This is a genomic window from Paenibacillus sonchi (assembly GCF_016772475.1).
Lineage (GTDB): Bacteria > Bacillota > Bacilli > Paenibacillales > Paenibacillaceae > Paenibacillus_AQ > Paenibacillus_AQ sonchi.
Genome location: NZ_CP068595.1, coordinates 6,162,102 through 6,184,809 on the forward strand (window position 1 = coordinate 6,162,102; position 22,708 = coordinate 6,184,809).

Below are 22,708 nucleotides of genomic sequence, written 5' to 3' on the forward strand. Positions count from 1 at the left end.
AGGAATTAAGTCCAATCTATAATTGCGGATTCACAATATAATAATCTATAACCTTGAAATGGAGTGATGATAAATGGCAGAAATTATAAGCTATGGTTCACAGGCAAAAATCCCGTTAGACCCGTTTACTATTACTACAACGGTTGTTGGGATTCCTGGAGCTGGAGCGGAGATAGCCACAGCGCAAGTAAATATTAGCCCGGCCAATCCTGCCTCTTTCTCCAGTAGAGTCGAGTTAAATGGTAGCTTTAGTCTTACTGCCCTTGCTAATAGTCAATTTTTTGCTATAATTCGGCGGGCTGGAGTTGATATTTATAGATCCTTTTATCGTTTTACTACAACTACTGATATTCAAATAAATGTTCTGTGGGTTGATGGTCCTTATCTTGGAGTCCACAACTATGAATTGGTAATTCAAAATGACAGCAACTTGCCTATAAATCTATTTGGACCCATAGCATTCACAGCAACCGCTATTGGAGGAGACGGCGTAATTTAAGCTATGGAACACGAAGAATTAAAAAATGAAAAATAAAAAAAAGCCCTTCAGACCATTACGGCCGACAGGGCTTTTACCGATGCTTTTGGTTTTGATACCCATATTCCCAAGCGCCCAGAACTGCGGCTTGCCAGCTTCGCTTTCAGCTATTAGTTTTTCAATGAACAAAAACAAACCCGTCAGGCTTCATACCAAGCCCTGCGGGTTTGCTTTAATCTCAATTACCCTATAGACACTCCGGAAAACGTGACAGGTCCAGTAACACTGGCAGTATTCAGCAAAATATTCAGACTGTTATTCGAAACACCTAAAGAATATCCATGATATCCCGCTGGAACGCTTCTATCCAAATATGAAATAGAAATAGGTTGAATAGCCATTAAAGCAAGACCGTTAGCTCCAACATTAAAAATAGGCTGACCGTCCCGGTATAGGGTAAAGACTACACTCGGAGTGCCCAGAGTAGTTTGAAATCCAATTGTAGAATTTAATAGAACGGATCCGCTTGCTACGGTAGCCACTCCAAATTCAGCTAAGATTAAATTTTGTTCCGGTGAAAGAATAGGAATGGACAAGGTTTGGCTTCCTGTTGATGCGGTGCTGCTGCCTACATCTATGATTTGTGCCATGCTAAACTGCCTCCTCTATATTTTTCTACTCATAGAGTATGCAGAGAGAGGAACATTGGATTGGACAGATCAGCGATAACCTCTACCCTATTTTTTATGTATGCTTCTATATAAAATACCCCGCCGTTGCTGGCAGGGTTTCCTAAATGATTTTGAAAGACCATTTTACATTCCGGTTGCTCCTCTATCCTTTTTCAGAGAATGTTGGTTGCCTGGTATCCAAGCATTGGGTTTAAGATGAACTGAACTTTTTGAATCAGGCGTCGATGGAACTGAAAAGGAAAATTTAAGGTGCATTTGTTCACAAAATCATTTACCAGCCCTTACGATTACACAGAGAAGTAATATGTGCAAGATGATGCTTACCGTGCCAAGCATAGATTCCTATATTTTTACCTATTGAAACTTTACCTGATTCCGGATGAATAAATGTCTTTTCCATATCAGCAGGAGTTAGACTGCGTAAAAGGTTAGTCCAGCGTTTGTGCAATGTTTCGAGGAGTAAAAGTGATGGTTCAATTGGCAATTTATAGTCTGATAGTTCTGCCCATTTCGTTTCATCGTATGGTTTAATTATAGGATTTTCTTCTGTAAGAGCCAATTTAAAGCGGATGTAGGCATTCATATGACTATCTGCAAGATGATGTATGACTTGTCGAACAGTCCATCCTCCAGAACGATAAGCTGTTTCAAGCTGTTCATGATCTAAGTCTTTTACAGCCTCCCGTAATAATCTTGGTAAAGCTTCAATCTCATTGATCCAAACACTTGTAACACTGCTAGTAATTTCATCGTCAAATTGAAAAGTGCCAATCGGGTATTTCATATCCATCTACTTTAATCCTCCTAAAAATCCTTGTTTTTTGTGCCTAACTAATTGTATCGCTAAAATAAGATTCCCACCATAGTTCACAAGCAGCTTGGCACGTGTAAAAGGCATGAATACCGAAAGACGGCATCCATCCGGTCATTCAATTGTCGTGTGCGCGGGGATTCAATTACCATCATTTTACCGATCAGGCTTGGCGGAAATCCGCCACCAGTCGGGTATATTCGTCGTACCATTGCTCCCATACCTGCTTGCGGTTGTGCAGCTCACCACCGTCCAGAAGCGCCCCGATTACGTCGAGACAGACATGCCAGCCGGAGAGGTCTTTGGCCGTATGACCGGTGATTTCGGTTATGTGCTCGATCAGCAGCAGCCGGCAGCCGGCTCCATCAGGACTCAGTTCAAAACGCACCCTGTCGTTCCCCCAGGTATACTCCAGGATAGAATTCACTATCATATCCTTAATTTCCATAACTTCAAAATGGCCGTTCCCCATGTCGAACTTCATGCTCCCGCCTGCCGACAGGTCCTGGACTCTAAGTTCAGGAAACCATTTAGCCAGCAGCGCATTATCCGTCAGCATTGCCCACACCTTGGACACCGGATGCTTATAATAGCGTTCAAACACAGCGGTTGCTCCCTGTGGGGCGGCTTGAAGTGCAGCAATCATTTGATATTCCTCCCTGTTGTAGATATATGGTTCAAGTCACCGCTCCATGTCCGGGAATTGGCAAGGATATAGATGTCTTCGTTATTTTACTGTAAAGGATAACCAGTCTAATGGCAAATCGGGGGAGTATGCAAGGCTCAGCGGGTGAGGTGCTAAACACCACAAGCGGTGGCATCGAAAATGACCCTGAAATACTTCCCGCTGTGTACAGAACTCGGCCTTCAACGATCCGAAAACGATATTTCCTGCCGTTGTTCGTTTCAAAGTATTTATTTTACAATTTTAAGCAGAATTTTATCCACCTGCGGAAGTAATCATAGTTTCCTATACAACAAAGAACCCGCGGAGGCTTCGGGGTGCCTGCGGGTTCTTTTCACATTTCAAAAATATCCACCTACTCTAGCTTCCGCTAACCGTATAATGATCCAATGAGATGGGACTGCCGTTCAGTAGAGCTTTTGTTGAAGTAAGACGATCTGTGCTTAATTGCAAGTGGTCTCCTTTGATGGAGTTATATTGAACTGCCAAGTCGGCTCCTGCTTCAAAAGATGGAGCTTGTGCTGCCCGTTCTGCCGCAAACGCCGCAAGATCACCGGTCCCCCGCTCGGCAGCTTCTTTAACGCTAATGGCCTCCACAACCACACCGCTCCGCATCCCTTGGGCAGACACTTCGAGGTATCCTTCCCGCTCTCTCAGCTGATAGTTATGGGACAGATATACGGCAAAATAGACCTCGCCTGCCTTGCCGAACAGCGCGGTGGGCTCCTTCATCCACTGGCCATTAGGCAGCACACCCACAATCGTGTCGGCTTCACCCTCCGGCACCGGGAACAAGGCCAGGATAATGCCCTGATGATACAGCACTTCCATATAACGGCTCTGATGGCGGGGATCTCCCGCGTGACAGCCTTGACCGGGATGGAAGAAATACAGCCGGTTCACGGCATATTCAGGAGACACCGGCAGTGAAAAAGCCCAACGCAGCTGCTCGTTGTCGAACTCCTCTACACGCTCCCATAGCCCTCCTGCTGCGAAGCTATCAGTAATATATGCATATGAATGAATCAGCGGCTGCGGGCTCGGATCTTCGGGAACGACTTTTTGCGTAACCTTGGCGACCTCCACCGGGGTCTGCCGGTTCAGCGCAGCCGCCCGCACCTGACCCGGCGCTTCATAGAAGAGGAATCCGGCATATTCGGTGCGGGGCATGGCTTGCGGCAGCTTGAAATCCCCAAATTGCACATAGTCGTGCAGCACGTTGCCATCCGCCGGAACATCATGCGGCCAGCCCCGGGAATGCGCGCCTACCCAGGCTCCCTGCAGATAAAACTGGCCCCGCTCCTTCCACAGGTGATCCAGCATTTCAGCTAGCGTACTCTTCAGCCCGCTGTCTTCCTCCAAGTCCCACGCGCAGGTGAATGCCTGCACCCAGTGCCAAAACCACGGCAGACTGCCGTATTCCGGCATTCCCTTGTCCCGGATATACGCCAGTGTATTCTCCAGGCTTTTCCGCCCGTCTGCCAGCAGCTCCTCATCTTCGAACAGCTTGCCGAAAATCAGCTTCGCCGCCGTATATTTGGCCTCATGATGACCAAAGTGGACCACCGGCTTGCGGTAGAAGCCGCTCCGGTAAATATGCCCGATTGCTGTATGAAAAGCAATCCGCAATCCGGCACCCAGCCTGCTTCCGTAATGCTTGCAGAACCAGACCATCAGGCTGCCCATGATCTCCACGGGCAGTTCATGGGGCGCAGCCTCGCGCGGCAGCGGATGCAGGCCGAGCGGCCAATGCCCGTATAAACAGGTGCCAGGCTGCCGGTTCTGCAGCAGCACCGTTTCCAGCAGCACAGCCTCTGCCTTGCACTTGCCGGCCTCCCGGTCAAAAGGCAGCTCAAAGCCGGGCTCCACCGCAGCAGCAAATAGATATGAAGCATAATAAAAGTTGTTCCGCACATCGTCATGGAACCACAGCCCGCTGTCCAGCAGCGGGAGGCGTTCCGCCTCGATTGCGATATTATAGATAATTTCGTTCTGCCGGGCCTGATGCGCACCCGCCGCAGCTTGTAATTCTCCCACTTCCGTTCCCCTCCACCAATTTTTATATTCGGCATCTGTTATTGCCTGCGCCTGGGTCATTTCCGGGTCATTTCAAGGGTATTTTTACCCCTTGATTCCGGCGGGGCCGCCGCCCCATACACACCCGCCCTGTAGCCAGTGGCTTACCTGCCGGGTCTGCACTGCCTGCACTGCTCACGCCTAGTCCGCGACAGTTGGTGCTCCAATTGGAAATTCACTCTTATTTCAGTTCTATTGTGCACGCTTTCGGTTCACATGGCAATATCTAAACCCAATAAATAAACTAAAATAAACGTACTAAAAAAGATTATCTCTTGCCAAATGAACTTATATGGATTAAATTGTACCTATACGAACGAAAATATGTTTGCGAAGGAGATTGAACATTCAATGGAAAGACGTTTCGCATCCCATCCCAACGAAGTTAAGCAATTTGACACCGCGCGTCTGCGCAAGGAGTTCCACATTCCAGTCATTTTTGCTCCGGATGAACTGAAGCTTGTCCTGACCCATGAAGACCGTATGATCGTAGGCGGGGCTAATCCGGTGAATAAGGATGTCGTGCTCACCACTGACCTGAAAGATCTGGGGGTTACTTATTTCCTCGAACGCCGTGAACTGGGTGTGATCAATGTCGGAGGTAAAGGTTCGGTTGTTGTAGACGGAGCAGAATATGAAATAGATTTCAAAGAATGTCTGTATGTAGGGCAAGGCGCCAAGGATGTTATTTTCAAAAGCGCTGACAGCGCCAAACCTGCGAAGTTCTACCTGAATTCGGCTCCTGCACATCAGTCCTACCCTACTACCAAAACAACACTGGCCGAATCCGAATCCGGCGCAATGGGCGGTCTGGAGAATTCCAACGAACGCACCATTCACCGCTTCATTCATGCAGGTGGTGTGCAAAGCGCTCAGCTCGTTATGGGAATGACCCAGCTGAAACCGGGCAGCATGTGGAATACAATGCCTTCCCATACTCACCCGCGCCGGATGGAAGCCTACTTCTATTTCGATCTTCCGGACGATTCCATTGTGTTCCATCTCATGGGCGAGCCTACCGAGACCCGTCACATCGTAATGCACAATGAACAGGCAGTCATTTCTCCAAGCTGGTCCATCCACAGCGGTGTGGGTACGCATAACTACACCTTTATCTGGAGCATGGCCGGCGACAATAAACGTTATGATGATATGGACCCCGTAGGCATGAAAGAATTACAATAGAACAAAAACAACTACGGAAAGATGAGGCAAGCGGATGAACCCGATACGGCGGCACGAGATGATTATGGAAGTTTTGCTCAACCAGAAGGATGTAACGGTGAACGAGCTGAGCGACAAGCTCCAGGTGACAGGAAAAACAATCCGCGAGGACCTAAGCAAGCTGGAGGAACAGGGGCTGATTATGCGTGTCCACGGCGGAGCCGTGCTGGCCCAGAGCGACCAGTTCGGCATTCTGCCCTCCAAGAACCCTTTGGATAAATATTCCGATGAAAAAACGGAGATTGCGCAGCTGGCGCTGGCCCATATTGCCGAGGATGACATTATTGCCCTGGACGGCGGCAGCACCACGCTTGAAATTGCCCGGAGGCTGGACAACATCCCGCTGACGGTCATCACCAATGATGTGTACATCATCAGCGAACTGGTTCAGAAAGACCGCATTCGTCTTGTCGTGCCCGGAGGCTACCGTGTCCGCAATATGCTGGCAGGTCCTGAAGCTGTCTCCTATGTCCAAAAGCTTAATATAGAAAAAGCCTTTCTGTCGGCTACAGCCGTTCATATAGAACACGGGCTGTCGATTTACACCGGTGATTTCATCGATTTCAAGCAAGCCTTGGTATCCACTGCCCGCACAGTGTTCGCCGTATGCGACCATCACAAATTCGGGCATACCGCGCTGCGCACGTTCGCTTCATTGCAGGAAGTTGACGTGCTGCTTACCGATAGCGGTCTTGCACAAGAAACTGTCGAGCAGTTCCGGAAAGCAGGCGTCAACATCGAATGCGGGTAGATTCAGTATCCCTCGAAGCATCGCAGGATGCTCATCAATGTGCATAAAAGGAGAGAATAATATATGTCATCTTTATTCAGTTTGGCAGGTAAAACAGCAATTGTAACCGGTGCTGCCCAAGGTCTTGGACAAGGGATTGCCCTTGCATTCGCAGAAGCAGGCGCAGACGTGATCTCCGCTTCCCTCAATGCAAGTGACGAAACAGTAGCCGCTGCCAAAGCCTTTGGCGTAAAAGCCCTCAGCATCGCAGGCGATCTGAGCGATCACACCAAGCTGCAAGGCATGTTCGACGAGGCTGTTGCTTTTACCGGGAAAGTAGACATTCTTGTCAACTGCGCAGGCATGATCCGCCGCACTCCAGCCAAAGACCACAGTGAAAAAGACTGGTTCGATGTCATCAACCTGAACTTGAACACGGTGTTCCTGCTGTCGCAAATCGCCGGCCGCCACTTCCTGGAAAGAGGCAACGGTAAAATCATCAACATCTGCTCCATGCTCTCCTACCAGGGGGGAATCAACGTGCCCGGGTATACCGCGAGCAAGCACGGCGTAGCCGGTTTGACCAAAGCTTTTGCCAATGAATGGGCCGGCTCCGGTCTGAACATCAATGCCATCGCTCCAGGCTATATGGCTACTGAGAACACCGCTCCAATCCGTGCCGACCAGAACCGTGCGGACTCAATTCTCGACCGTATTCCTGCGGGACGCTGGGGAACTGCTGAAGATGTGAAAGGACCTGCTGTGTTCCTGGCATCCGCTGCTTCCGACTATCTGAACGGCCATATTCTGAATGTGGATGGCGGATGGCTCGCCAGATAATTCCGGGAATATAGACATACACATACAAACGGGCTGCGTGCGTGTTATGAAATGACATCGGCTTACTCTGCAAGCAGCTGCTGCTAATCCTGACTCCAAGCCAAAAAGGTTGCACTGTCCTCACTATGGACGCTGCAGCCTTTTGGCAGTTTCAGAACAAACGCAGATGCCTGAAATCATCAGGAGAACTCAACGAATTCCTCCGGGTGGGCACGGATATATTCAGCAATTAAGGCGTGGCTATTCGGTATAATCCGCTGAAAACGGCCATACAAGGCGGTGGTGATCTGCTTCAGATCCTCGTCTGTTTCGAGATCCTTCAGTCCCGCATCGCCCCATTCCAATCCCAATCTGCGGTTTCTCTCCGCCAGCCTCTCCTGTGTCTCTTCGAGCAGTTCCCGCAGCGCATCATCTGCAAAAAAACGCGCCCCCTCCAGCACTCCGCTCCAATAACCCGGCTGGTCCAGCAAGTAAGCACTCCAAGCGTAGAACTCAGCCGGGGAGCGGTAGCTGTGATCGTACATGATGCGGAACATGCAAAGTGCCCGCTGTCCCTTGCCCAGCTCCTTGAGTGCCGCAGCTTTTATTGCTGGAGATTTCCCGCGGATCCTCATGAAGGTAGGCTCCATACAAGCCCATGCGAGTCTTTCATCACTATATGAATCGAAATCTTTCCTGTCCATAGCCACGAGCATATTCATCCGCCTCCTATTCCATATTATACCTATCCGGACAATGCCTGCCGAGCGTTTAGTTTTTTTGCGATAGGCTATATTAAGCCGATGCTAACACACACGCAAAACGGCGATTCTCTATTCACAGAGAACCGCCGCTTGGCTGCTGATTTAGTGCGCCCGCTTCAGGATAGCCAGGCCATGAACCGGAAGTGTAAGCACAGCTGGAACAGCCTTGCCTGATTCCAGTTCGGTGTACGCTCTGCCGTCCATCTCTACGGACTGCTCCACGCCGCTGAAATTCTGCACAAATACATAATCGTTTGCGCCGTCCGTACGCCATTGGGCCGTGACGCCTGCCGGCAGCTCTGTGTCCAAGGTGCGGACGATGCCCGCTTTTTTGGCAATCGCTGCATACAGCTCCACGTAGAATCCGGCATCCTTCACGCGTGTAGCGAGATGGTACGCACGGCCGTCACCCAGTCGGTTCAGCGTCAGTGCAGGCTGCCCGGCATAAAAGTCTGTCCGGTACGTGCCCAGCGCCTCTGCCCCTTCAAGATGGATCAGCTCGGCAATTTCATGCGCATCATAGTCTCCTTCGAGACCCAGGGCATTGCCGGAATTCATCACCAGCCCGTTCAGGTCCCGGTTGTGCAAGCCTTCCGTCTCCTCGGCCCAAATGCCAAGTGTCCGGCGCAGAGGTCCCGGAAATCCGCCCAAATGGCAGAGATCCGTCTCCCCGACCACACCCGACCAATAGGTTCCCAGGAAGGTGCCGCCCTGTTCGACATACTTCTCAATCCGTTTGCCGTTGTCTTCGCTGATCAGGTACAGCATTGGTGCGATCACCAGCTTGTAGGCGGAGAAGTCTTCCTCCGAACCGATAATATCGACCGGAATACCCAGCTCCCACAGCGCCTGATAATGCTGAAGCACAGTTTCTTCATATTTTAGGCCCGAGTTGCGGATTCCCTGCGCATCCTTAATCGCCCAGCGGTTGTCCCAATCATAAATAATTGCGGTTTGCACAGGAGTGGTTGTGCCTACTACGTCTTGCAGCGTTGCGAGGGTACGGCCGACTTCGGCAACATCGCGGAAGACGCGGGTTTCGGCGTGGCCGCTGTGGTCGATCACGGCACCGTGGAATTTCTCGCTTGAGCCGCGGCTTTTACGCCACTGGAAGTACTGCACGGAATCCGAGCCGTGGGCAACCGCCTGCAGCGAAGACAGCTTGTGCATGCCGGGCCGCTTCAGCTTGCTGACCGGCTGCCAGTTCGTAAGCGAGGGAGTGCTTTCCATGAGCAGGAACGGCTTGTGCTTAAAGGTGCGGTACATATCATGGTGCATCGCCGTCCAGGCCGCGAGCCGGGCATCGTCATTATCTTCGGTATATCCCCAATCCGGATAGGCGTCCCAGGAGACAACATCAAGGATTTTGGCCAGCTTGCGGTAATCGACGCCGTCAATATTGTGCATGTTGGTCGTTACCGGCAGCTCGGGGTTATACTCACGAACAGAATCAATCTCATGCTGGCAGAAGTCAATCGTCGATTCGCTTACGAAGCGGCGCCAGTCCAGATTCAGGCCGTGAACCTGCGTTTCTCCATGCGGGGCCGGGGACTCCACTTGGTTCCATGAGGTGTACGTATGGCTCCAGAACGCCGCCCACCAGGCATGGTTCATTTCATCCAGGCTGTTGTTATATTTCACCTTCAGCCAGTCCCTGAAGCTCGCTTGACATAGATCACAGTGGCATTCACCGCCGTATTCATTCGAGATATGCCAGCCGATGACAGCCGGATGGTTCGCATACCGTTCAGCCAGCTTGCCGTTCAGCAGAGCTGTCTTCTCCCGGTACACCGGCGAAGTGTAGCAGTGGTTGTGCCGGACGCCGTGCAAATTGCGCACGCGGTTTCGTTCTACCCGCAGCACTTCCGGATATTTCTCTGACATCCAGGCGGGACGTGCGCCGCTCGGGGTAGCCAGAAAAGCATAAATCCCGTTCTCGGCGAAGGTATCGAGAACGCTGTCCAGCCAATCGAAGGTGAATACGCCTTCCTCCGGCTCCAGCGATACCCAGGAAAAGATGCCAACAGACATTACATTGCAATTAGCCAGCTTCATCAAGCGGATGTCCTCACGCAGCACTTCCGGATATTTCAGCCATTGCTCGGGATTATAATCGGCTCCATGCAGCATGACCGGAAGCTTGCTGCTGACCGGGGATAATTTCATATTCATTGGTAGGTTTATCCTTTCGGTAGGTTGTCCATGTCCAGATGGGATTATTCTCTGATATTATGTGAGGACAAGCCCTGTCTATTTCATGAATCATTCTTTATACTGTATATAATATAGGATAAAATCATTCAAGCAGTAGGAGTATACACTCGCTTTACTAGCACAAAATGAATACGAGGTGATCATCATGCTCCCCTTCTCCTTAATTGAAATGCCGCGCGACCCGGACCGTTTTCCCTTGTACCCCTATTCGGTCGGCCGGCACAACCAGTATCATCATGTCCGCCCCGGCGGTTTTCCCGTATACCAGATCTTTCTGATCCGCAGCGGAAAGGGCTTGTTTCGGGACCTTGAGACAGGTGCGGAAACGGTACTTGAACCCGGTATGGCTTTCGCTTATCCGCCGGACCGGGGCCATGAATATTACCCGCTGTCCCTGGAGCCCTGGCATGTGGGCTTCATCGGCTTCCACGGGGACCTCTCCCAGGGTCTGCTGGAAGGGATTGGAATAATTCCTGCCGCCCCTCCCTTGCGCCCGGAGCGCTTCGAGGAGTGCTGGGAACAGGTGGGCACCATCTGGCACACTGTGAACCAGCAGGCCAGCCGCCAGGATGAACAGGTGATGCAGGAGTTGTCCGTAGCGCTCTACCGGCTGCTGCTGCTGCTGCGCCGCAGTGTTTCTGACACTGGCCCCTCTGGACGGCTGGAGCTGGAGAACGTACGCAATGAGGCTTTGCAGAAGGCGGTAAGCCTGATCAATGAGCATTTTACCGAACCGCTGCTGGTCTCTAATCTTGCTGCCGCCGTAGGCTATTCCGTACAGCACTTTCAGCGGCTGTTCCTGCAGGAATACGGGATTACTCCTCACAAATATTTACAGAATCTCCGCCTGGAGCGCGCACTGCAATTAATCCGGGAGAATGCCGATATACCCGTACAGGAGATCGCGCTGAATCTCGGCATGGAAACCAATTATTTTATCCGTGTCTTTCGGAATACGTATGGTTGTACACCGGGTATGATGCGCAAGCGGCTGCATGAATCCTAAACAGAGATACCAAGGTGTGACGCTGTAAATTAACGGAGTACGCGTTCAAGAAGATTACGTTTATCCAGCGGACACACAAAGACAATACACAAACAAGGTGGTAGAAGTTGTGGAGATTTTTGAATTCATCTTACTCATGCTGGCGGCAATCGCGTTATCCAATTTGCTGAACCGGTTTATCCCATCCGTTTCCGTCCCTATTATTCAGATTGCGCTTGGGGTTGGGATTACCTATCTGCCGCTGCATTATGAATTAAGGCTGAACCCTGAGCTGTTTTTACTGTTGTTCATCGCTCCCCTGCTGTTCAACGACGGGCGCCATTCAGACAAAGAGGCGCTGTGGAGCCTGAAGAAACCCATTCTTTTATTAGCGCTGGGCCTGGTATTCATGACGGTAGCCATCCTGGGCTTCTTTCTGAACTGGCTGCTTCCTGTGATTCCGCTGGCTGCGGCTTTTGCGCTGGCTGCGGCACTCGCTCCTACCGATGCTATAGCCGTTGGCGCCTTGGAGGAGAAAATCCAAATCCCCCACCAAACGATGAAAATCCTGGAGGGAGAATCACTGATCAACGATGCTTCGGGGCTGGTATCCTTTCAGTTTGCTGCCGCAGCGATGGTAACCGGAGCTTTCTCCTTGCGTTCGGCTAGTCTGAGCTTTGTAGGAATATCTATCGGAGGCATTGTGCTTGGGCTTTTGCTGACCCTTGTGAAATATGTATTTGTGAAGTGGCTGCGCAGACTGGGCATGGAGAATGTAACGCTGCATATGCTGATTGAGGTCTTAACCCCCTTCGCAGTGTTTCTGGCGGCTGAGGAGCTTGGAGTCAATGGAATCCTGGCAGCAGTCAGCGCAGGTATCGCCCACTCCTTTGGCTATAAAAAATTGGACCCCGAGGTCGCCAGACTGAACATTGTTTCCAAAAGCACCTGGTCCGTCATCATTTATGTTCTGAATGGACTGGTTTTCCTGCTGCTCGGCACACAGCTCCCGGAGATTATCCGGACCATCTGGAGCAGCTCCAGCCTTGGACATGCCCAGGTGATCAGCTACACGCTGGTGTTGACACTTGCAGTGCTGACCCTGCGCTTTATCTGGGTTCTCTTCATGAAGCTTCCCGGAAGCAATGAACAGATGCCCGCCCGGGGGCATAAAATCAGAAACGCGCTCATCCTGAGCCTATCCGGTGTGCGCGGAACGATCACGCTGGCAAGCACATTGTCGCTGCCGTTTCTCCTTGATAACGGGAACCCGTTCCCGGAGCGGGATCTGATTATTTTTCTGGCGGCGGGCGTCATTCTCTGGACCTTGCTGGCGGCGAACTACCTGCTGCCTCTTCTTATTAAAAATGAAGCCGATTCCGAAAACGACGAAGCCCACATTGAAATCGAAATCCTCCGCAATGTTGTGATTGCGTTGAGTGAACAGACAAATGACGAGAACAGAGCGGCCATCAGCAAAATTATCAATACGTACAATTCGCGGATCCGCAAGCTGAAAAAGGAAGAAGCTGCTGACAGGTTCCAACGCCCATTGATTATCCAGACGCTCAAATGGCAAAGAGAGGACATCCTGCAGGCGATCCAAAACAAAGAAGTGAACCCCTTCATGGCATACCGCTATTTGCATAGACTCAATAGAACGCTGTACCGGTTCACCAAAGATGAACAATACAGAACAGACCTGCTGGCGCTCCGGCAATGGATGGAGGTATCCGGCATCCTGCAGCAGGCCAGATTAACCTTTCAGGAGAGACGGGCAGCCGTAGATGCCTTCCGGATTCGCAGCCTCCACTATGTTATTGTGCAATTAAAGAACATGCTGCCGTCAGCGGGAGCCGAAATTGAGGATGTCAGCTCTTTGCTGCTGCGTTATGAACGGATGCTCGGCAGATATACACGAAATGAAGCTGAGCCTTCGGCCAAAGAGGACTTCGATTCGGCTCTGGATGAACTGGCCCGGGTGGGCATCCAATTGGAGAGAGACCAGATTCAGCACATGTTCGAATCCGGCAAGCTGTCAAGGGCAGGTATGAAGGGCATGAAAAGCAACCTGCTGCTGATGGAGCATGACCTCCGGGAATTAACCCTTTGAGCGGGCCGGGCAAATTCCCGGCCTAAGTGGTCCGGGCAGGAGGAAATCAGCAGTGGCGGATAGATTGCCTGCCTGAAGAACAAAACGGCTGTGACGTCCCCTACGGACCAACAACGGTATTTTACAACTTAAAAAACATCTGCCAGCCCTGGACCTCATCCTCAAGTCCAGGTTGCAGCTGTTTTTTAATGCTTTTCCTCTGTGTCTAACTAATTACACTGCCGCGAATTGGCTGTTATACAGCCGGGCGTAATGGCCGCCGCGTTGCAGCAGCTCCTCATGGGTGCCGCTCTCGACGATATCGCCGTCTTTCATATAGAGAATGACGTCTGCCTCGCGGATCGTGGACAGCCGGTGGGCAATCACGAAGCTGGTGCGGCCGGAGATCATCGCCAGAAAAGCCTTCTGGATCCGCGCCTCCGTCAAGGTGTCGATACTGCTGGTCGCTTCGTCCAGAATCAGCATGGGCGGATCGGCAAGCATGACGCGGGCGATGGTGAGCAATTGCTTCTGACCCTGGGACAGATTATCCCCTGAACCGGAAATTTTCGTGGCATAACCTTCGGGCAGCCGTTTGATGAAGCTGTGGGCATTCGCAGCCTTGGCGGCGGCAATCACTTCTTCCTCAGCCGCCTCCGGCTTGCCGTAAGCGATATTGTCGCGGATCGATCCCCCATACAGCCAGGTATCCTGCAGCACCATGCCGAAATTGCGGCGCAGGCTGTCGCGGGTAATCGCCCTGATATCGGTACCGTCCAGCTTGATGCTGCCGCTGTCCACATCATAGAAACGCATCAGCAGGTTGACCAGTGTAGTTTTCCCGGCCCCGGTCTGCCCGACGATGGCCACCCGCGTGCCCGGTTTCACCTCCAGGCTGAAATTTCTGATCAGCGGGCGCTCTGGCGAATAGGCAAAGCTCACTTTGTCAAATTGGATCGTCCCCTGGCTGATCCCCAACACTCGTGCGTCTTCAGCATCCTGAGTTTCCGGGGGCAGATCCAGAATCGCAAAAATCCGCTGGGCCGAAGCCGTTGCCGATTGAAGCTGGGTGATGACACCGGTAATTTCATTGAATGGCTTCGCGAACAGGTTCGAATAGATCAGGAAGCTGGAAAGGTCCCCGACTGTGAAATGCCCCCCGATAACCAGAGCGCTGCCGATCATGGCAATCACAGAAAAAGTAATATTGTTCACCAGCCGTGTGCTTGGATTGGACAACGAGCCGTAGAATTGGGCTTTGACACCGGTCTGGTACAGCTCATTATTCCGTCCGGAGAACTCTGCGAAGCTATGGTCTTCATAACGGAAGGCCTGCACTACCTTCTGGCCGCCGACGATTTCCTCCACATATCCGTTCAATCCGCCGAGAATTCTGGCCTGCTCGCGGAACAGCTTCTGGGATCGTGTAGTTATGAACCGTGCGACATAAAAGGCGGCCGGTGCCGACAACAGCACAACCAGCGTCATCACCGGACTGATGTAGAGCATCAGACCGATCGCTCCGGCAATGGTCACCACTCCGGTAAGCAAGGTGGAGAAGCCTTGCAGCAATCCGTCCGAGACCGCATCCATGTCGTTCACAAACCGGGAAATACTGTCTCCCTGCGGATGGTTGTCATGGAACTTCAGCGGCAGCACGTTCAGCTTGTCGAACAGCTCGCGCCGTAAATCATAGACTGTCCGGTAGGCGATCCGGTTGGTGTAGTACGTCAGCAGCCAGCCGAAAAAGCTGCCGACGCTATAGACCACAGCCAGAATCAGCAGCAGCCGGAGGACCTGATCAAAATCCACTTGTCCCGGACCGGCCATCTGATCGACTGTCCTCCCGATTAGAAGCGGGCCGATCAGGCTGGCGGCTACGCTCAGTACGGCACAGAACACGGCGGCAATGGCGATGCCCCGGTGTTGTTTGGTATATACTATAATTCTTTTCCAGGTTGCTCCGGCATTCATTGTGCCCCCGCCTCCTCTGTAGACAGCTGGGACCCGCAGATGTCCTGGTATACGCCGCAGCTCTCCAATAACGCTTCATGTGTGCCAATACCGGCGATCCGGCCTTCGTCAAAGACGATGATTACATCCGCCTGGCGGACGGTGCTTACCCGCTGGGAGACCAGCAATACAGTCATTTCCCCGCTGCTCTCCTTCAGTGCGCGGCGCAGCGCGGCATCCGTGGCGAAATCCAGTGCGCTTGCCGAATCGTCCAGAATCAGGATTTGCGGGCGCATGGCAACCGCCCGGGCGATGGTCAGCCGCTGCTTTTGTCCCCCGGACAGGTTCAATCCTCCACGCGCAACCGGAGTACCCAGCCCTTCAGGCAGCTTCTGGATGAACTCTTCGGCCTGGGCGACAGAGGCGGCGGCCAGCAGTTCCTCCTGCGAGGCATCCTGCTTGCCCCAGCGGATATTGTCAGCAATGGTGCCGCTGAAGAGCGTAGCCTTCTGCGGCACGATGCCGATTTTCCTCCGCAGCTGCTCCAGCCCGTAATCCCTGACATTTACTCCATCCACCCGTATCTCTCCCTCCACCGCATCATAAAAACGCGGAATCAGATTCACGAAGGTTGACTTCCCGGAGCCTGTGCTGCCGATCAGCCCTACGGTCTCTCCCGGTTAATGGCCACTGAAATATCATGCAGTGCCAGCTCACCGGTGGTGTTGTAGCCAAAGGAGACATGCTCGAAGGTGATCGCCGGAGCCTGCTGGCCGGTCCGGGGGAGTGAGTAATTCCCGGTATCCGGAACGGAGGCTTCCGTACCCAGCACTTCATTCACACGGTTCGCCGAGGAAGAGGCCTTGGTGAAAATAATAACCAGATTCGAGACCACAATCAGCGCCAGCAGAATCTGGGTCACATAGTTGATAAAAGCAATAATTTCCCCCTGGGACAGCCGTCCCGCATCAATGTGGATGCCGCCTGCCCACAGAATGGCAATAATTGCTGCGTTAACCACCAGCGTTGTCATGGGCCCCAGCCAGGCGGAGATGCGGGCGACGCGGATTGCCGTCGCTGTGAGATCCTCCGAAGCGGCATCAAAGCGCCGCTTCTCACTGCGGCTCTTGGCAAAGGCGCGGATCACGCGGATGCCGGACAGATTCTCGCTGAGCACAAGAGCCAGATGATCCAGCTTCTGCTGGTATTTGCGGTAGAGCGGCGAGCTGCGGGTGATGATGAAATACAGAATCACACCAATGACCGGAGTCGCCGCAAGCAGGATCAGCGAAAGCCGGAAGTCGAGAATCATGGACATGATAATTGCCCCGATACAGATGAACGGGGCACGGATGACCAGACGGATCAGCATCGCCACCGCAAGCTGCAGCTGGTTCACATCATTCGTGATCCGGTTGATCAGCGAAGGGGTGCCAAAGGTATCCAGCTCGGCATAGGAGAGCGCTGAAATATGCTTAAACATCTTATTGCGCAATGAAGTGCCAAACCCCTGTGAAGCCCGGGCAGCGTAATATTGGCATACCATAGAACAGCTGAAGCCCAGCAATGACATCAGCACCATCAGCCCGCTCATCCGGTACACATACGCGCTGTCGTGGCGGCCAATCCCGTTGTTGACAATCAGGGCGACGATGGTTGGCAGCAGAAGTTCAAGAATCGCCTCCAGCAGCTTGAAGACCGGTCCCAGTATCACTTCTTTCCGGTAGGGTTTAAGAAATACAGCCATTTTGAACACAGTAATCCTCACCTAACTTCATTAGTATGTAAGAGCTATGAAAATAAAAGAAGACCCGTTATGATTATGTCATACCTGCTTACATATTAATAATATTGGTTTCATATCCATGCGATACGATTCGCATATGGCAGAGAACACAAACCGGAGGTACACTTATGGATATCCGCCAGTTGAAATATTTTTTGGCGATTGCCGAAGAAGGTCAAATTACATCGGCGGCGAGAAAGCTGCAAATGGCGCAGCCGCCGCTTAGCCAGCAGCTCAAGCAGCTGGAGGAGGAGCTTGGCGTGGTCCTGGTGGAACGCGGTCCGCGGAGCATACAGCTGACTGAAGCGGGAATGATCCTCAGGGAGCGGGCACAGCAGATTCTGGAGCTGACGGACTCTACCACCCGGGAGCTTAAGGATTTCGTAAAAGGTGTGTCCGGCACACTTTCCATCGGCACCGTATCTTCGTCGGCGGCTACCTTGCTGCAGGACCGGCTGGTGGAGTTCCATCACAACTATTCAGGGGTGAAATTTGAAATCCATGAAGGCAATACCTACCGGATTATCGATCTGTTGAACAAAGGTATTGTCGAAATCGGCATCGTCCGCACGCCGTTCAGCAGCGCGGGCCTGGAGTGTGTCTACACGGTGTCTGAACCTATGATTGCCGTGATGGCTCCAGAATATGACTGGACGGGCGGAAAGCCTGAGATTGAAATCGGTGAGCTCCGGAACCAGCCGCTTATTGTTTACCGGCGCTTCGAGCAGCTTATCCGTGAGACCTGCCTGGAGAACGGATTTGATCCGCAGTTCTTCTGCATGAATGACGATGCCCGCACCACCCTGCTTTGGGCGAATGCGGGCCTGGGGATCGGCATCATTCCGCGGTCGGCTTTCACGCTCGCCAGCAACAGCAATGTGGCAGCGAAGAAAATCCGCAGCGATTCACTGAATACCCGGGTCGCCGCCGTCTGGATGAAAGACAAGTATCTGTCCTCCCTGGCTGCGAAGTTTATTGAGAGCTTCAGCAGAGCATGAAGCAAACCTCAGAACAAACCGGCCTTCGGCGCATCAACAACGGCATTTCTGCTTTTGTTCCCGGGTGATCCGGCCCTTGCCGCTTTAACAACGGCATTTCTGCTCTTGTTTCCGGGCGATCCGGCCTTTGCCGCTTTAACAACGGCATTTCTGCTCTTGTTTCCGGGCGATCCGGCCTTCGGCGCTTTAACAACGGCATTTCTTCCGGTGTTTCCGGGCAACCCGCCTAGCAGGTGCAACATTCCTTCTCACGCTTCTCCCGGCTGGGCCTGTAGCTAATCCAAGTAGAAAACGTAAACTTAAATCCCTCCATCCCGCTTACCTGTAAACTTGTTCATTTAGATGCTGGTACAAAAAAAACCGCCCCGGCAATCACTGAAGTGCACCCCTTAGAATAGACATTGGAATAAACCCCTGGTTTATCCGATGAATTCTAGGGGGTGCATTTTTTATGCCAGCGATTAAAGGAAAGAAGTCTAAAACGTATTCTTATGAAACAAAGCTGGAGGCAATACGTCTTCATATGGTCGAAGGTTGGACCTATCGTAAAATTATGGAGAAGTTCGAAATTACAGACAGACATCGGTTGAAAACATGGATGAGGAAATACCGGGAACTGGGAGAGTTCGGACTTGTGGACCAGCGAGGACGGCGAGAACAATATGTCGATCAAGAAAGACAGGTCAAATGGCTCAAACAGGAGAACGAAATGCTAAAAAAGTGCTTGGAAATCTGGATGCAGGAGATGAAACAGAGCGGTATGTAACGATTGAGAGAGCCTCAAGTGAATATCCGGTTCGTCATTTGTGCAAAGTGTTTGGGGTCTCCAGAAGCGGATATTACGCCTTTCTAAAGCGCAAAGCATTCGATCGGGACCGAGAAGATAGAGAACTTGTGAAGAAGGTTTACGAGCACTACAACGGAGTTTACGGATACCGACAGATCCAGTTATTCTTGCTGCAGGATCATGGAGTCTGGATGAATCATAAGAAGGTGCTACGGCTCATGCAGGTACTTGGAATCCGGTCACGAATAAGGCGAAAACATCGCTGTAATTACGCATCTTCGGACGGAGGGCGAGTCGCTAAAAACTTACTGAAGCGAGATTTCAAGGCGGATGCTCCTAACCAAAAATGGGTTACCGATGTGACTCAATACCGGGTGGGAGAATCGTGGCTCTATCTTTCTGCGGTGAAAGATTTGTTTAACAATGAAATTGTAGCCTACCACATGAGTCAGAAAAATGACAATCCACTGGTTCTACAGACCTTTGAGAAAGCCTTTAACAAGACAAAAGACGTGACCGGACTGATCGTTCACAGCGACCAGGGATTCCAATACACGTCTCATGCATACCATGACATGCTGCCAAAGGTTGGCGCCCGAATCAGCATGTCCCGCCGAGGAAATTGTTATGACAATGCCTCCATGGAGAGCTTCTTCTCGCATCTCAAAACGGAAGGGCTCTACCCTTATGATATCCGAAATCTGGACGAGGCACAAAGACGAATTGAAGCCTATATTCAATTTTACAACCAGTATCGACCGCAACGAAGACTAAATAAGCTGCCTCCGGTGGAGTACCGGAAGCAGCTTACAGCCTAGGGTCTTTTTTCAGTGTCTACAAAATAGGGGCTTGACCACACCGGAGGCGGGTTTATTGTATTTAGCGCAGGACAGAGCCGCTGCGGATTACACCATGATTTTGCAGATATCATTGGTGAACTGCACGGGATCATTTACCTGCAGGCCTTCGATCAGCAGCGCCTGATTGTACAGCAGGTTCGTGTACAGGCCAAGCTTCTCCTTGTCCCCTTCGGCTGCAGCCTTCAGGGATTTGAAGACATCATGATGGATGTTGATCTCCAGCACCTTGTCCGCCTGAACTTCCTGGCCGTTCGGCATCGCTTTGAGGATTTTCTCCATTTCAATCGTCAGCTCGCCTTCCGTGGAGAGGCAGACCGGATGGGATTTCAGGCGTTTGGAGGCTTTGACATCCTTCACTTTGCCGGACAGAATGCCCTTCATGGCTTCGAACAATTCCTTGTTCTCGTTTTCTTCCGCTTCCGATGGTTTGTCCTCGGCATTTTCTTCAAGCCCTAAATCGCCGCTGGATACGTTTTTGAATTCTTTTTCCTTATAGGACATGATCATCTTGATTGCAAATTCATCGATATCGTCCGTGAAGTAGAGGATTTCGTAACCCTTGTCCGAGACCATTTCGGTCTGCGGCAGCTTTTCGATCCGTTCTACGGATTCTCCGGAAGCATAGTAGATATACTTCTGGTCTTCCGGCATTCTTTCCACATATTCTGCCAATGTCACCTGTTTCTTCTCCTTGGAGGAGTAGAACATCAGCAGATCCTGGAGAGTTTCTTTTTCCATGCCATAGTCATTGTAGACCCCGAACTTCAGCTGTCTGCCAAAAGAAGTGTAGAATTTCTCATATTTCTCTCTTTCATCCTTCAGCAGGCTCTGGAGCTGGCTCTTGATCTTGCTCTTGATATTCTTGGCAATCAGCGTCAGCTGGCGGTCATGCTGCAGCATCTCACGGGAGATGTTCAGCGACAAGTCCTCGGAATCGACCATTCCTTTGACGAAGCTGAAATAATCCGGCAGCAGGTCGGCGCATTTATTCATGATCAGCACGCCGTTGGAGTAGAGCTCCAGGCCTTTTTCATATTCCTTGGTGTAATAGTCAAAAGGTGTGTTCTCCGGAATGAACAGGATCGCATTGTAGACCACCGCGCCATCGGCACTGATGTGGATATGCTTCAGCGGCTTGTCGAAGCCGTAGCGTTTCTCTGTGTAAAAGTTATTGTAATCCTCATCGGTCAGCTCGTTTTTGTTCTTCCGCCAGATCGGCACCATGCTGTTGACGGTTTGCTCTTCCTTGGTTTCCTCGAACTCGTTTTCGCTGCCTTCCTTCGGCTTGCTGCTGGTAATCTCCATCTTGATCGGGAAACGGATGAAGTCAGAGTATTTCTTGATGATCGATTTCAGGCGGTATTCTTCCAGGAACTCATCGTAATTGTCTTCTTCGGTGTTCGCTTTGATCTTGAGGGTAATCTCGGTTCCTACAGTGTCCTTCTCCGTCGGCTCAATGGTGTAGCCGTCTGCCCCCTGGGATTCCCACTTGAAGGCCTGGTCGCTGCCCAGCGCCTTGCTGACTACCGTCACATCCTCAGCCACCATAAAAGCGGAATAGAACCCAACCCCGAACTGCCCGATAATGTTGTGGCCGTCCTTCGCTTCATTATCCTTCTTAAAAGCAAAGGAGCCGCTGTTGGCGATAATCCCCAGGTTATTCTCCAGCTCTTCCTGGGTCATCCCGATCCCTGTATCGGAGATGGTCAGGGTGCGGCTGGCCTTGTCGGCGGCCACTTTAATGTAATAATCCTCTTTATTGAACACCAGGCCTTCATCGGCCAATGCTTTGTAATAAATTTTGTCAATGGCATCGCTTGCATTCGAGATCAGTTCCCGCAGAAAAATTTCGCGTTGCGTATAAATGGAGTTAATCATCATTTCCAGCAATCTTTTGGATTCCGCTTTAAACTCTTTTTTGGCCATGAATAAATAAATCTCCTTTCAAAAGTAACCTCTGATGGTTTCCGGCTGATTAGCACTCCAGTGCGAGGAGTGCTAACACTTCCTTTTATATACCATATTCCTGTTTTTGATGTCAATATATTGCTGCATACCGGAACCCTTTTTTGCGCCAAAGAAGGCTAGCGGACTGTGAATCTATCTAATATATTTTTCCACAGATAGTCATTATCGTGAAACTCATCAGGAACCCCGGGGATCTGCAGGGCGCACACATTCGGAAAAGGCCACGGGGTTTCAACAATACCGCCTACCGGAGCCTGATTAATCACCAGCACATTGAATTCGCCGGACACCAGCTCTTTTAGAACATCCAGCAGTTCCGCCGTTTCATGTATGGTTCCTTCCGTCCGGATAAATAGAATCCGGTTAGCGCTCCTGAGCGTCTCCAAAAACCGTGGAACACGCCGGGCAACCTTCTCCCTAAGCTCCGGGTAGCTCACAAGCTGGGTAGGTGTATTCTGATTCAGCGGAAAATCATGGTGGGAGAAGATATAATACGCTGCATCCCGTACAATATAGCATTCGGCCTTTTCATTAATACCGGTAATCGCCAGATTGGGCAGTTCCATAAAATTGGAAAACCGGTTCCGCAAGAGGTTGCTCACACCGGACAATGCAGGCGACTCCACCCAGTCCAGAACACCCCCGATCTTCCTCCGCATATGACGCGATAACTGGTCTGCAGCCAGACAATTCCGCCCCAGGCTAAAGATGACATCATAGGTTCCTTGTATCTCATTAAAATTCATGTCCATTCCCCTCCTGCATCGTTTACTATATTTAATTACG

General features: G+C 51.3%; 20 protein-coding genes and 1 pseudogene. 9 read left to right on the forward strand and 12 right to left on the reverse strand.

Annotated elements, in window-relative coordinates:
* Positions 1-73: 73 nt before the first annotated feature.
* Positions 74-499 carry a hypothetical protein gene (locus JI735_RS27570; RefSeq protein WP_039834538.1) on the forward strand — a complete coding sequence of 142 codons (426 nt, stop codon included), beginning with the start codon at positions 74-76 and terminating at the stop codon, positions 497-499.
* An 18-nt stretch (positions 500-517) separates the two neighbouring features.
* On the opposite strand, the gene JI735_RS27575 is transcribed toward JI735_RS27570, so the two are convergent.
* From JI735_RS27575 to JI735_RS27595, 5 genes are all read right to left on the reverse strand, one after another.
* Entirely contained in the window at positions 518-667 is a 150-nt protein-coding gene (locus tag JI735_RS27575) for a hypothetical protein (protein WP_202676631.1), read from the reverse strand.
* 53 nt (positions 668-720) lie between these two features.
* The gene (locus JI735_RS27580) at positions 721-1,128 is read right to left on the reverse strand and encodes a hypothetical protein (RefSeq protein ID WP_039834539.1); all 408 of its coding nucleotides are present in this window, start codon (positions 1,126-1,128) and stop codon (positions 721-723) included.
* A gap of 313 nt (positions 1,129-1,441) precedes the next feature.
* Positions 1,442-1,960 (reverse strand): YfiT family bacillithiol transferase, encoded by a 519-nt coding sequence (locus tag JI735_RS27585; protein ID WP_039834540.1) that lies wholly within the window; start codon positions 1,958-1,960, stop codon positions 1,442-1,444.
* 184 nt (positions 1,961-2,144) lie between these two features.
* Positions 2,145-2,627, reverse strand: a complete 483-nt coding sequence (locus JI735_RS27590) for an SRPBCC family protein (RefSeq protein WP_039834541.1) — start codon at positions 2,625-2,627, stop codon at positions 2,145-2,147.
* A 399-nt stretch (positions 2,628-3,026) separates the two neighbouring features.
* A complete protein-coding gene (locus tag JI735_RS27595; protein ID WP_202676632.1) occupies positions 3,027-4,703 on the reverse strand; it encodes a hypothetical protein in 1,677 nt (558 codons plus the stop codon).
* Between the two features lie 390 nt (positions 4,704-5,093).
* On the opposite strand from JI735_RS27595, the gene kduI reads away from it, so the two are divergent.
* The 3 genes from kduI (at position 5,094) to kduD (ending at position 7,536) form a co-directional block, all read left to right on the forward strand.
* Complete coding sequence (kduI, locus tag JI735_RS27600; protein WP_039834546.1) at positions 5,094-5,927, forward strand: 5-dehydro-4-deoxy-D-glucuronate isomerase; 834 nt, start codon at positions 5,094-5,096, stop codon at positions 5,925-5,927.
* Between the two features lie 34 nt (positions 5,928-5,961).
* A complete protein-coding gene (locus JI735_RS27605; RefSeq protein ID WP_039834547.1) occupies positions 5,962-6,717 on the forward strand; it encodes a DeoR/GlpR family DNA-binding transcription regulator in 756 nt (251 codons plus the stop codon).
* A gap of 63 nt (positions 6,718-6,780) precedes the next feature.
* Positions 6,781-7,536: a 2-dehydro-3-deoxy-D-gluconate 5-dehydrogenase KduD gene (gene kduD / locus JI735_RS27610; protein WP_039834548.1), complete on the forward strand. Its 756-nt coding sequence runs from the start codon at positions 6,781-6,783 to the stop codon at positions 7,534-7,536.
* Between the two features lie 179 nt (positions 7,537-7,715).
* On the opposite strand, the gene JI735_RS27615 is transcribed toward kduD, so the two are convergent.
* Together JI735_RS27615 and JI735_RS27620 are read right to left on the reverse strand one after the other, a co-directional pair.
* Positions 7,716-8,231, reverse strand: a complete 516-nt coding sequence (locus tag JI735_RS27615) for a hypothetical protein (protein ID WP_039834549.1) — start codon at positions 8,229-8,231, stop codon at positions 7,716-7,718.
* Positions 8,232-8,381: 150 nt separating this feature from the next.
* Entirely contained in the window at positions 8,382-10,451 is a 2,070-nt protein-coding gene (locus JI735_RS27620) for a beta-galactosidase (protein WP_039834550.1), read from the reverse strand.
* 187 nt (positions 10,452-10,638) lie between these two features.
* On the opposite strand from JI735_RS27620, the gene JI735_RS27625 reads away from it, so the two are divergent.
* Positions 10,639-11,499: an AraC family transcriptional regulator gene (locus JI735_RS27625; RefSeq protein ID WP_039834551.1), complete on the forward strand. Its 861-nt coding sequence runs from the start codon at positions 10,639-10,641 to the stop codon at positions 11,497-11,499.
* A 109-nt stretch (positions 11,500-11,608) separates the two neighbouring features.
* Positions 11,609-13,591 (forward strand): Na+/H+ antiporter, encoded by a 1,983-nt coding sequence (locus JI735_RS27630; RefSeq protein ID WP_039834552.1) that lies wholly within the window; start codon positions 11,609-11,611, stop codon positions 13,589-13,591.
* Positions 13,592-13,804: 213 nt separating this feature from the next.
* Here JI735_RS27630 and JI735_RS27635 read toward each other — a convergent pair whose 3' ends face one another.
* Positions 13,805-15,544 (reverse strand): ABC transporter ATP-binding protein, encoded by a 1,740-nt coding sequence (locus tag JI735_RS27635; RefSeq protein WP_039834553.1) that lies wholly within the window; start codon positions 15,542-15,544, stop codon positions 13,805-13,807.
* Positions 15,541-17,279 (reverse strand): annotated as a pseudogene (locus tag JI735_RS27640) (ABC transporter ATP-binding protein). The gene JI735_RS27635 and the pseudogene JI735_RS27640 overlap by 4 nt, the downstream one beginning before the upstream one ends.
* A gap of 158 nt (positions 17,280-17,437) precedes the next feature.
* Here JI735_RS27640 and JI735_RS27645 point away from each other — a divergent pair.
* Positions 17,438-18,307, forward strand: a complete 870-nt coding sequence (locus JI735_RS27645; RefSeq protein ID WP_039834555.1) for a LysR family transcriptional regulator — start codon at positions 17,438-17,440, stop codon at positions 18,305-18,307.
* Between the two features lie 8 nt (positions 18,308-18,315).
* Here JI735_RS27645 and JI735_RS27650 read toward each other — a convergent pair whose 3' ends face one another.
* Positions 18,316-18,549, reverse strand: coding sequence for a hypothetical protein (locus JI735_RS27650; protein ID WP_202676633.1), 234 nt, complete (start codon positions 18,547-18,549; stop codon positions 18,316-18,318).
* Between the two features lie 209 nt (positions 18,550-18,758).
* Here JI735_RS27650 and JI735_RS27655 point away from each other — a divergent pair, with 209 nt between their 5' ends.
* On the forward strand, positions 18,759-19,073 hold the full coding sequence (locus tag JI735_RS27655) for a helix-turn-helix domain-containing protein (protein ID WP_039832618.1): 315 nt from the start codon (positions 18,759-18,761) through the stop codon (positions 19,071-19,073).
* Entirely contained in the window at positions 18,995-19,912 is a 918-nt protein-coding gene (locus tag JI735_RS27660; RefSeq protein ID WP_233181315.1) for an IS3 family transposase, read from the forward strand. The genes JI735_RS27655 and JI735_RS27660 overlap by 79 nt, the downstream gene beginning before the upstream one ends.
* A gap of 87 nt (positions 19,913-19,999) precedes the next feature.
* On the opposite strand, the gene htpG is transcribed toward JI735_RS27660, so the two are convergent.
* Positions 20,000-21,880, reverse strand: a complete 1,881-nt coding sequence (gene htpG / locus JI735_RS27665; RefSeq protein WP_039834606.1) for a molecular chaperone HtpG — start codon at positions 21,878-21,880, stop codon at positions 20,000-20,002.
* Between the two features lie 158 nt (positions 21,881-22,038).
* Entirely contained in the window at positions 22,039-22,668 is a 630-nt protein-coding gene (locus tag JI735_RS27670) for a DUF1796 family putative cysteine peptidase (protein ID WP_039834605.1), read from the reverse strand.
* Positions 22,669-22,708 lie beyond the last annotated feature (40 nt).

Coding starts and splice junctions, on each gene's coding strand:
- JI735_RS27570 (WP_039834538.1), top strand. CDS start 74: ATGGCAGAAATTATAAGCTATGGTTCACAGGCAAAAATCCCGTTAGAC.
- JI735_RS27580 (WP_039834539.1), bottom strand. CDS start 1,128: ATGGCACAAATCATAGATGTAGGCAGCAGCACCGCATCAACAGGAAGC.
- JI735_RS27585 (WP_039834540.1), bottom strand. CDS start 1,960: ATGGATATGAAATACCCGATTGGCACTTTTCAATTTGACGATGAAATT.
- JI735_RS27590 (WP_039834541.1), bottom strand. CDS start 2,627: ATGATTGCTGCACTTCAAGCCGCCCCACAGGGAGCAACCGCTGTGTTT.
- kduI (WP_039834546.1), top strand. CDS start 5,094: ATGGAAAGACGTTTCGCATCCCATCCCAACGAAGTTAAGCAATTTGAC.
- JI735_RS27605 (WP_039834547.1), top strand. CDS start 5,962: ATGAACCCGATACGGCGGCACGAGATGATTATGGAAGTTTTGCTCAAC.
- kduD (WP_039834548.1), top strand. CDS start 6,781: ATGTCATCTTTATTCAGTTTGGCAGGTAAAACAGCAATTGTAACCGGT.
- JI735_RS27615 (WP_039834549.1), bottom strand. CDS start 8,231: ATGCTCGTGGCTATGGACAGGAAAGATTTCGATTCATATAGTGATGAA.
- JI735_RS27620 (WP_039834550.1), bottom strand. CDS start 10,451: ATGAATATGAAATTATCCCCGGTCAGCAGCAAGCTTCCGGTCATGCTG.
- JI735_RS27625 (WP_039834551.1), top strand. CDS start 10,639: ATGCTCCCCTTCTCCTTAATTGAAATGCCGCGCGACCCGGACCGTTTT.
- JI735_RS27635 (WP_039834553.1), bottom strand. CDS start 15,544: ATGAATGCCGGAGCAACCTGGAAAAGAATTATAGTATATACCAAACAA.
- JI735_RS27645 (WP_039834555.1), top strand. CDS start 17,438: ATGGATATCCGCCAGTTGAAATATTTTTTGGCGATTGCCGAAGAAGGT.
- JI735_RS27650 (WP_202676633.1), bottom strand. CDS start 18,549: ATGTTGCACCTGCTAGGCGGGTTGCCCGGAAACACCGGAAGAAATGCC.
- JI735_RS27655 (WP_039832618.1), top strand. CDS start 18,759: ATGCCAGCGATTAAAGGAAAGAAGTCTAAAACGTATTCTTATGAAACA.
- JI735_RS27660 (WP_233181315.1), top strand. CDS start 18,995: ATGGCTCAAACAGGAGAACGAAATGCTAAAAAAGTGCTTGGAAATCTG.
- htpG (WP_039834606.1), bottom strand. CDS start 21,880: ATGGCCAAAAAAGAGTTTAAAGCGGAATCCAAAAGATTGCTGGAAATG.
- JI735_RS27670 (WP_039834605.1), bottom strand. CDS start 22,668: ATGAATTTTAATGAGATACAAGGAACCTATGATGTCATCTTTAGCCTG.